9 protein-coding genes are annotated in these 8,623 nt (G+C 71.9%); 3 read left to right on the top strand and 6 right to left on the bottom strand.

Annotated features, from left to right (window positions below; all coding sequences use genetic code 11):
- Positions 1 to 90 precede the first annotated feature (90 nt).
- The 5 genes from WDV06_RS34990 to WDV06_RS34970 all read right to left on the bottom strand — a co-directional run bounded on the left by WDV06_RS34990 (position 91) and on the right by WDV06_RS34970 (position 3,031).
- Positions 91 to 393 carry a ribosomal protein L7/L12 gene (locus WDV06_RS34990; RefSeq protein ID WP_395513850.1) on the bottom strand — a complete coding sequence of 101 codons (303 nt, stop codon included), beginning with the start codon at positions 391 to 393 and terminating at the stop codon, positions 91 to 93.
- Entirely contained in the window at positions 390 to 1,235 is an 846-nt protein-coding gene (locus tag WDV06_RS34985; RefSeq protein WP_395513849.1) for an MBL fold metallo-hydrolase, read from the bottom strand. The genes WDV06_RS34990 and WDV06_RS34985 overlap by 4 nt, the downstream gene beginning before the upstream one ends.
- A complete protein-coding gene (locus WDV06_RS34980; RefSeq protein ID WP_395513848.1) occupies positions 1,232 to 2,143 on the bottom strand; it encodes an NUDIX hydrolase in 912 nt (303 codons plus the stop codon). The genes WDV06_RS34985 and WDV06_RS34980 overlap by 4 nt, the downstream gene beginning before the upstream one ends.
- A gap of 256 nt (positions 2,144 to 2,399) precedes the next feature.
- Positions 2,400 to 2,873, bottom strand: a complete 474-nt coding sequence (locus WDV06_RS34975; RefSeq protein ID WP_358897652.1) for a RidA family protein — start codon at positions 2,871 to 2,873, stop codon at positions 2,400 to 2,402.
- The gene (locus WDV06_RS34970) at positions 2,870 to 3,031 is read right to left on the bottom strand and encodes a DUF4177 domain-containing protein (protein WP_007264966.1); all 162 of its coding nucleotides are present in this window, start codon (positions 3,029 to 3,031) and stop codon (positions 2,870 to 2,872) included. Before WDV06_RS34970 ends, WDV06_RS34975 begins: the two co-directional genes overlap by 4 nt.
- Before the next feature lie 46 nt (positions 3,032 to 3,077).
- Between WDV06_RS34970 and WDV06_RS34965 the strand changes: the two genes are divergently transcribed.
- Positions 3,078 to 4,064 (top strand): ArsA family ATPase, encoded by a 987-nt coding sequence (locus WDV06_RS34965; RefSeq protein ID WP_395513847.1) that lies wholly within the window; start codon positions 3,078 to 3,080, stop codon positions 4,062 to 4,064.
- Positions 4,061 to 5,398: an ArsA family ATPase gene (locus tag WDV06_RS34960; protein ID WP_395513846.1), complete on the top strand. Its 1,338-nt coding sequence runs from the start codon at positions 4,061 to 4,063 to the stop codon at positions 5,396 to 5,398. Before WDV06_RS34965 ends, WDV06_RS34960 begins: the two co-directional genes overlap by 4 nt.
- 39 nt (positions 5,399 to 5,437) lie before the next feature.
- Here the strand turns inward: WDV06_RS34960 and WDV06_RS34955 are convergent, their stop codons facing one another.
- Entirely contained in the window at positions 5,438 to 5,788 is a 351-nt protein-coding gene (locus WDV06_RS34955; RefSeq protein ID WP_395513845.1) for a WhiB family transcriptional regulator, read from the bottom strand.
- Between the two features lie 397 nt (positions 5,789 to 6,185).
- Here WDV06_RS34955 and WDV06_RS34950 point away from each other — a divergent pair, with 397 nt between their 5' ends.
- On the top strand, positions 6,186 to 8,504 hold the full coding sequence (locus WDV06_RS34950) for a transglycosylase domain-containing protein (protein WP_395513844.1): 2,319 nt from the start codon (positions 6,186 to 6,188) through the stop codon (positions 8,502 to 8,504).
- The last annotated feature ends 119 nt before the right edge of the window (positions 8,505 to 8,623 follow it).

The following is an 8,623-nucleotide window of genomic DNA, read 5'->3' as shown; positions in this document are numbered from 1 at the left end:
GCCCGCGTACTGGACGTACTCGGCTTGCGCCCGGTGCGGCGAGAGCACGTGCCAGGCGTCGCGGGGCAGACGGGAGTGTGACGACAGGCCCTAGCGGTCCTGCGGCGCCGGGTCCAGGGACTCGACGGCCTTCTTGGCCTCCGCCAGGCCCGCGCCGGTGATCTCGCGGTAGGTCTTGATCGCCGAGACGGTCCGTCCCTCCCGCATCAGCGCGCGGACCGCGTCCAGCCCGGCCGGCTCCGGCTCTTCGATGCCCAGGTGGTCCAGCACCAGTCCGAGCCGGCGCTCCAGCCGGTCGGCCCTGTCCTGCAGGGCGCGCATCCGCACGTTCACCGTGGACGTGATCCAGCCCGCCACCGCGAGGAGCGCCAACAGCAGGTACAGCGTGTTCATTCAGGTCCCCCCGGGATCAGTCCGTGATCACGAAGGTACTCCAGCTGCGCGCGGACGGACCATTCGGCGGCCGGCCACAGCGAGCGGTCCACGTCGGCGTAGACGTGGGCGACGACGGCCTCCGGGGTGACCAGGCCGTCCTCCACCGCCGTCTCGACCTGGGCGAGCCGGTGGGCGCGGTGGGCCAGGTAGAACTCGACGGCGCCCTGGGCGTCCTCCAGGACCGGCCCGTGGCCCGGGAGCACGGTGTGCACCCCGTCGTCGACGGTGAGGGAGCGCAGTCGGCGCAGGGAGTCCAGGTAGTCGCCGAGGCGGCCGTCGGGATGCGCGACGACGGTCGTGCCGCGGCCGAGGATCGTGTCGCCGGTCAGCACGGCCCGGTCGGCCGGCAGGTGGAAGCAGAGGGAGTCCGAGGTGTGCCCGGGGGTGGCCACGACGCGCAGCTCCAGACCGCCGGTGCGGATCACGTTCCCGGCGGCCAGGCCCTCGTCGCCCAGGCGCAGCGCGGGGTCCAGGGCGCGCACCTTGGTGCCGGTCAGCTCGGCGAAGCGGCCTGCGCCCTCCGCGTGGTCGGGGTGGCCGTGGGTGAGGAGGGTGAGCGCGATCCGCTTGCCGGCCTGCTCGGCGGTGGCGATGACGGCGCGCAGGTGGGCCTCGTCGAGGGGGCCCGGGTCGATGACGACGGCGAGCTCGGAGTCGGGCTCGGACACCAGCCAGGTGTTGGTGCCGTCCAGGGTCATGGCCGAGGCGTTGGGGGCCAGGACGTTGACCGCGCGGGCGGTGGCCGGTCCGGAGACGACCGTTCCGCGGGGCTGGCCGGGCAGGGCCGCTGCATCGGTCATGCGGGGCCTCCTCCGAGGGTGACGCGCTTGGTGAACTCGTCGTGGCCCGGCCAGCTGAGCACGACCACGCCGTCCTCCAGCGCCGCCTCGGCCAGGACCGGGGTGAGGTCCTGCGCGCCGGCTGCCGCGAGGGCGTCGGCGGCGGCCCCGTACGGCTCCAGGGAGCGCAGGGTGGAGATGGTGGGCGGCATCATCAGCAGCTCGCCGGCGTCGTAGCCGGCGGCGGCGTCCTGCGGGCGGATCCAGACGGTCCGGTCGGCCTCGGTGGAGGCGTTGCGGGTGCGCTGGCCCTCCGGGAGGGCGGCGACGAAGAACCAGGTGTCGTACCGGCGCGGCTCGAACTCGGGGGTGATCCAGCGGGCCCAGGCCCCGAGCAGGTCGGAGCGCAGCAGCAGGCCGCGGCGGTCGAGGAACTCGGCGAAGGACAGTTCCCGGCCCACGAGGGCCGCGCGGTCGGCCTCCCAGTCGTCCCCGGTGGTGTCGCCGACGACGGTGTCGGGGGTCGTCCCGGCGAGGAGGACGCCCGCCTCCTCGAAGGTCTCGCGGACCGCACCGCAGACGATCGCCTGGGCGGTGGCCGTGTCGGTGCCGAGGCGGGCCGCCCACGCCTCCTGGTCCGGGCCGGCCCAGCCGATGCGGTGGTCCTCGTCGCGGGGGTCGACCCCGCCGCCGGGGTAGGCGTAGGCGCCGCCGGCGAACGCCATGGAGGCGCGGCGGCGCAGCATGTGCACGGCAGGGCCGCCGGGGGTGTCACGGAGCAGCATCACCGTGGCGGCGCGCCTGGGCTCCGCCGGGGTGAGTGCGCCTTCCGCGAGGGCCCGGATGCGGGCGGGCCACTCCGGGGGGTACCACTGGCCTCCGGCGGGGGGCTGCTCGGGCGAGGGCTGTCCGTGCTGACCATTCGGCATGGCCGGATGCTACGACCATCCGGCCCGATGTTCGAGAGCCACCTCTGCCGGACGGGGTCCCTGACCGTGGCGGCGCGGTCCCGCTGCGCGGAACCGTCTCCCCGCCCCGCCCTCCGCCCGTTCCCCCGGCCCCGGACCCCGTTCCCGGGGGCTCCGGCCCCGGCGCCTCACACCGGGCGCGGGGGCGGAGCCCCTGGAACGGGCGAAGGGCGCGCAGGGGGCCCGCCCCCGCGCAGCGGCACGCCGAGGAGGCGGCTCAGGCGTCCGGGGTGAGTTCCACCTGGATCTCGATCTCGACCGGGGCGTCCAGCGGGAGGACCGCCACGCCGACCGCGCTGCGCGCGTGCACGCCCTTCTCACCGAGGACCTCGCCCAGCAGCTCGCTCGCGCCGTTCAGCACGCCCGGCTGGCCCGTGAAGTCGGGGGCCGAGGCGACGAAGCCGACGACCTTGACCACGCGGGCGACCCGGTCCAGGTCACCCGCCACGGACTTCACGGCGGCCAGCGCGTTCAGCGCGCACGTCGCCGCCAGCTCCTTGGCCTGCTCCGGCGAGACCTCCGCGCCGACCTTGCCGGTCAGCGGGAGCTTGCCCTGCACCATCGGGAGCTGGCCCGCGGTGTACACGTACGCGCCCGAGCGCACCGCCGGCTGGTAGGTGGCCAGCGGCGGGACGACCTCGGGGAGGGTCAGGCCGAGCTCGGCGAGCCGGGCCTCGACGGCGCCGCTCATGCCTTCTCCCGCTTGAGGTAGGCCACGAGCTGCTCGGGGTTGTTCGGGCCGGGCACGACCTGGACGAGCTCCCAGCCGTCCTCGCCCCAGGTGTCCAGGATCTGCTTGGTGGCGTGGACCAGCAGGGGGACCGTCGCGTATTCGAACTTCTTGGTCATGGGGGCGAGCGTAACGCCTGAGCGGGAGTGGTTAGGCTCGGAGGTTGTGAGCAGGCTCCAGGTGGTCAGCGGCAAGGGCGGCACCGGCAAGACCACGGTCGCCGCCGCACTCGCGCTGGCCCTCGCGCGCGAGGGCAGGCGGACTCTACTCGTGGAGGTCGAGGGCAGGCAGGGCATCGCACAGCTATTCGGCACGGAAGCGCTCCCCTACGAGGAGCGGAAGATCGCCGTCGCGCCGGGCGGGGACGGCGGTGAGGTGTACGCGCTCGCCATCGACGCGGAGCGGGCGCTGCTGGACTACCTCCAGATGTTCTACAAGCTCGGGTCGGCCGGGCGCGCCCTGAAGAAGCTCGGGGCCATCGACTTCGCGACGACCATCGCGCCCGGCCTGCGGGACGTCCTGCTGACCGGCAAGGCGTGCGAGGCCGTGCGGCGCAAGGACAAGGCCGGCCGGTTCGTCTACGACCACGTGATCATGGACGCGCCGCCGACGGGGCGGATCACCCGCTTCCTGAACGTCAACGACGAGGTGGCGGGGCTGGCCCGGTTCGGGCCCATCCACAACCAGGCGCAGGCCGTCATGAAGGTGCTCAAGTCCCCGGACACCGCCGTGCACCTGGTCACCCTGCTGGAGGAGATGCCCGTCCAGGAGACCTCGGACGGCATCGACGAACTCCGGGCGGCCGGACTTCCGTTCGGGCGCGTCATCGTCAACATGGTGCGCCCGCACCACCTGGACGAGGACACCCTGCGCACGGCCGCCGAGGGCCGCCGCCCCGAGATCGCCAGGGCCCTGTCCCGGGCCGGGCTCGGCGGGGCCCGGCGGGGCGGGCTGGCCGAGCGGCTGGTGGAGCCGCTGCTGGCGCAGGCCGCCGAGCACGCGAGCCGCGTCGAGCTGGAGCGGGAGCAGCGCGCGGTACTGGCGGGGCTGGACGTGCCGACGTACGAACTCCCCCTGCTGGGATCGGGGATGGAGCTGGCCGGGCTGTACGAGCTGGCGACCGAGCTGCGCAAGCAGGCGGACGCGCGATGAGCGGGGGCGGGAACACCATGGGCCTGGACACACCGCGGCCGCTGGCCGTCGACGCGCTGCTGGACGACCCGGAGACCCGGATCATCGTGTGCTGCGGCGCGGGCGGGGTCGGCAAGACCACGACCGCCGCGGCGCTGGGCGTCCGGGCGGCCGAGCGCGGGCGGAAGGCGGTGGTGCTGACCATCGACCCGGCGCGCCGGCTGGCGCAGTCGATGGGCATCGACTCGCTGGACAACACCCCGCGCAGGGTCGACGGGGTGGACGGCGACGGCGGTGAACTGCACGCCATGATGCTGGACATGAAGCGGACCTTCGACGAGATCGTCGAGGCGCACGCCGACCGTGAGCGGGCGCGGGCGATCCTCGCGAACCCCTTCTACCAGTCCCTGTCGGCCGGCTTCGCGGGCACGCAGGAGTACATGGCGATGGAGAAGCTGGGCCAGTTGCGGGCGAAGGACGACTGGGACCTGATCGTCGTGGACACCCCGCCGAGCCGGTCCGCACTGGACTTCCTCGACGCGCCCAAGCGCCTCGGGTCCTTCCTGGACGGGAAGTTCATCCGGGTGCTGATGGCTCCGGCGAAGGTCGGCGGGCGGGCGGGGATGAAGTTCCTGAACGTCGGCATGTCGATGATGACCGGCACGCTGAGCAAGCTGATGGGGGCCTCGCTGCTGAAGGACGTGCAGACGTTCGTGGCGGCGATGGACACGATGTTCGGGGGCTTCCGCACCCGCGCGGACGCGACGTTCCGTCTGCTCCAGGCGCCGGGCACGGCCTTCCTGGTGGTCGCGGCGCCCGAACCGGACGCGCTGCGCGAGGCCGCGTACTTCGTGGAGCGGCTGGCCGCGGAGAAGATGCCGCTGGCCGGCCTGGTGCTGAACCGGGTGCACGGCAGCGACGCCCGGCAGCTGTCCGCGGAGCGGGCCCTGGCGGCCGCAGAGAATCTTGAAGAAGGCGGCATTGTCGATCAGGAGTCCGGGAAAGCTGGACTTCGTGACGCCGCCGACGACGGCTCCCCCGGCGTGGACGACGTGGAAGACCCGGATGTGAACGGCAAGGAAGGCGCGGAAGGCGCCGACGCCCCGGCAGGATCGCACGGCGCGGGCACGGGCGGTCCCGGTGACGCTGACGCGATCACCGCGGGGCTGCTGCGGCTGCACGCGGAGCGGATGCAGGTGATCGCGCGCGAGCAACGCACGCGCGACCGCTTCACCTCGCTGCATCCCGAGGTGGCGGTGGCCGAAGTGGCCGCCCTGCCCGGCGATGTGCACGACCTCGCCGGGCTGCGGGCCATCGGAGAGCGACTCGCGGCCGGGGTTCCGACCGGAGCTTGACCGTGGGTACGGGTGGCGCCGACGCGGCGTCCGGGCGGATTACCCGGCTGCCGCGTAGGTCTCGTACTCCACGTCGATCTCCGCGCCGACATCCACGGTGAGGATGCCGGTACTGCGCTCGTACTCCGTGCGAGCGGTTTCGAGCAGCCGTCGCCACGAGGTGACGGTGGGACGCCTGCGCAACAGGGCGCGACGTTCCCGCTCGGTCATTCCGCCCCACACTCCGAACTCGACACGGTTGTCGAGCGCGTCGGCCAGGCATTCCGTCCGCACCGGGCATCCGGTGCACACTGCCTTGGCCCTGTTCTGTGCCGCTCCTTGAACGAACAGTTCATCCGGATCGGTAGTGCGGCAGGCTGCCTGCGCACTCCAGTCGGTTACCCAGCCCATCCCGGTGCCGTCCTCTCCCGAATCGAGGCTCCCCCACGGCGGTAGCGGCATATTCACCGCTGCCAGTTGAGGACGTTACGGAAGGCGGGGACGGTGCAACACCCCCGACGGGCCCAATCTTGAATGGTCCGAACGGACTATGGGTAAGCGGCAGATCACCCGACGGAGTGATCCGGCGACATGCCCGGCCATTCCGGCGATTCGGGTGAAATCAGGGAAGCGCCGACGAACGGCCGTCAGAGCGAAGGGCGAGATTCGGACATGCGTCCACCCTATTCGGGAAGGGTGAAAATCAAGCCGAGGGGTTGATGTCGCACCACACTGCTGTGACAGTTGGGGACAGCTTAGGCCAAGGCATTCGCGCGTGTCCGGTGAATGAGAACGTAGGCTGCCCTCCATGGGAAAGAAGCGCTCGGGCGCAGGGCTCACGGGGCCGCAGCAGGCCACCAGGTTCCTCGGTTTGTCGGTTCTCTCCGGAGTCGTTCTCGCCGGCATCGCGATCCCGGGCGCCGGTGCGCTGGGCCTCGCCGCCAAGGGCACCGTCGAGGGCTTCGATGAGATCCCGGCCAATCTCAAAACGCCTCCGCTGAGCCAGCGGACCACCATTCTGGACGCCGAGGGTGGCCTGATCGCCACGGTGTATTCGCGGGACCGGCAGGTGGTCCCCCTCACGGCCATCTCGCCGTACATGCAGAAGGCGATCGTCGCGATCGAGGACTCGCGTTTCTACGAGCACGGCGCCGTCGACCTCAAGGGCGTCCTGCGCGCGGTCAACCGCAACGCGCAGGAGGGCGGCGCCGCGCAGGGCGCCTCCACGCTGACGCAGCAGTACGTGAAGAACGTCTTCGTCGAGGAGGCCGGCGACGACCCGACCAAGGTCGCCGAAGCACAGCAGAAGAGCCTCGGCCGCAAGATCCGGGAGCTGAAGTACTCGATCCAGGTCGAGGAGGAGCTCGGGAAGAAGAAGATCCTTGAGAACTACCTCAACATCACCTACTTCGGACAGGCGGCCTACGGCATCGAGTCCGCGGCCCAGCGCTACTTCAGCAAGCCGGCCAAGGACCTGACCCTGGAGGAGTCGGCCCTGCTCGCCGGCGTCGTCCAGTCGCCGAGCCGGTTCGACCCGGTGAACGACGCGCAGGAGGCGATGAAGCGCCGCAACGTCGTCCTCCAGCGGATGGCCGACGTGAAGGACATCTCGCAGGCCGAGGCGGACGAGGCGAAGAAGCTCCCGGTCACCCTGAAGGTGACCCGCCCGAAGAACGGCTGCATCACCGCCGTCAAGGGCGCGGGCTTCTTCTGCGACTACGTCCGCAACACCTTCCTGTCCGACCCGGTCTTCGGCAAGACCCGCGAGGAGCGGGCGAAGGTCTGGAACCAGGGCGGTCTGACCGTCCGCACCACCCTGGACCCGCAGTCGCAGGACGCCGCGAACAACTCGATCCGCGACCACGTCAACCAGGACGACTCGATCGCCACGGCCGTGACCATGGTCCAGCCGGGCACGGGCCGCGTCCTGGCGATGGGGCAGTCCAAGCCGTACGGCTTCGGGAAGAACGAGACGCAGATCAACTACTCCGTCGACAAGCGGATGGGCGGCTCCAACTTCGGCTTCCAGGTGGGCTCCACGTTCAAGCCCTTCATCGCGGCCGCGGCCATAGAGAAGGGCATGGAGCCGACGAAGGTCTACTCGGCTCCGAACAAGATGGACTACCCGAGCCCCGTCTCGCGCTGCGAGGGCTCGCCGCCGTGGCAGAACCTGCCGCTGGAGGGGGGCAAGCTGCAGACCGCCCAGAACGAGACGGCGGACGAGCAGGGCCCGTACGCGCTGAGGACGGCGATGGAGAAGTCCATCAACACCTACTTCGTGCAGATGATCTCCGACATCGGGCTCTGCCCGGTGACGGAGATGACGCAGAAGCTCGGCGTGGTCCCGGCCAGCGGGGTGAAGCTGCCCGAGGAGCCCTCCATCGCGCTCGGCTCCGCCGAGATGTCCCCGCTGACGATGGCCAACGCGTACGCCGCCTTCGCCAACCGGGGCGTCTACTGCACCCCGATCGCCCTGGAGTCGATCACCGACGCCCACGGAAAGGCGCTCGCGGTACCCAAGAGCAAGTGCGAGCGGGCGATGTCCCAGGACACCGCCGACACGATCAACAACCTGCTGCGCGGAGTGGTCGACTCCGGCACCGGTGAGAAGGCCGGCCTGACCGACCGCGACAACGCGGGCAAGACCGGTACCACCGACAACCGCTACAACGCCTGGTTCGTCGGCTACACCCCGAACATGTCCGGCGCGGTGTGGGTCGGCTCGGGCGGCGCGAAGAAGATCACGATGGAGGACATCACCATCGGCGGGCAGTACTACCCGAAGGTCTTCGGCGGTGGCCTGCCCGGCCCCATCTGGAAGGACGCGGTCTCGGGCGCGCTGGCCGGCCGCGAGGCCCCGCCCTTCGCGAACGTCCACATCCCCGATCCCTCGGTCCCGGGCGGCGGCACCGGCAACAACGGCGGCGGCCGAGGCAACACGCCGAACCCGCCGACCACCCCGCGCAAGCCCGGGAAGCCCGGCAAGCCCGGCGACGGCAAGCCCGGCGACAGCCGCCCCGGCACCGCCGCTGGCGGTGCGGGCGACACCCCGGCGGGCCCGGCGACCAACCCGATCCCGGGCCTGCCCGTGGACCCGGGCCTGATCGGCGGCAACGACACCCAGTAGGCGTGCGACGCCCAGAAGAAGGGGAGGGGGCCCCCCCCCCCCCCCCCCCCCCCCCCCCCCCCCCCCCCGCCCCCCCCCCCACCCCCCCCCAACCCCCCCCCCCCGCCCCCCCCCCCCCC

Source organism: Streptomyces racemochromogenes (assembly GCF_044129415.1).
Taxonomy (GTDB): Bacteria; Actinomycetota; Actinomycetes; order Streptomycetales; family Streptomycetaceae; genus Streptomyces; species Streptomyces racemochromogenes_A.
This window is presented reverse-complemented; position numbering and strand designations above follow the sequence as displayed.

What these genes read in the sequence shown, in the direction of transcription:
- WDV06_RS34990 (WP_395513850.1), bottom strand. Translation starts at nt 393, where the DNA reads ATGAACACGCTGTACCTGCTGTTGGCGCTCCTCGCGGTGGCGGGCTGG.
- WDV06_RS34985 (WP_395513849.1), bottom strand. Translation starts at nt 1,235, where the DNA reads ATGACCGATGCAGCGGCCCTGCCCGGCCAGCCCCGCGGAACGGTCGTC.
- WDV06_RS34980 (WP_395513848.1), bottom strand. Translation starts at nt 2,143, where the DNA reads ATGCCGAATGGTCAGCACGGACAGCCCTCGCCCGAGCAGCCCCCCGCC.
- WDV06_RS34975 (WP_358897652.1), bottom strand. Translation starts at nt 2,873, where the DNA reads ATGAGCGGCGCCGTCGAGGCCCGGCTCGCCGAGCTCGGCCTGACCCTC.
- WDV06_RS34970 (WP_007264966.1), bottom strand. Translation starts at nt 3,031, where the DNA reads ATGACCAAGAAGTTCGAATACGCGACGGTCCCCCTGCTGGTCCACGCC.
- WDV06_RS34960 (WP_395513846.1), top strand. Translation starts at nt 4,061, where the DNA reads ATGAGCGGGGGCGGGAACACCATGGGCCTGGACACACCGCGGCCGCTG.
- WDV06_RS34955 (WP_395513845.1), bottom strand. Translation starts at nt 5,788, where the DNA reads ATGGGCTGGGTAACCGACTGGAGTGCGCAGGCAGCCTGCCGCACTACC.
- WDV06_RS34950 (WP_395513844.1), top strand. Translation starts at nt 6,186, where the DNA reads ATGGGAAAGAAGCGCTCGGGCGCAGGGCTCACGGGGCCGCAGCAGGCC.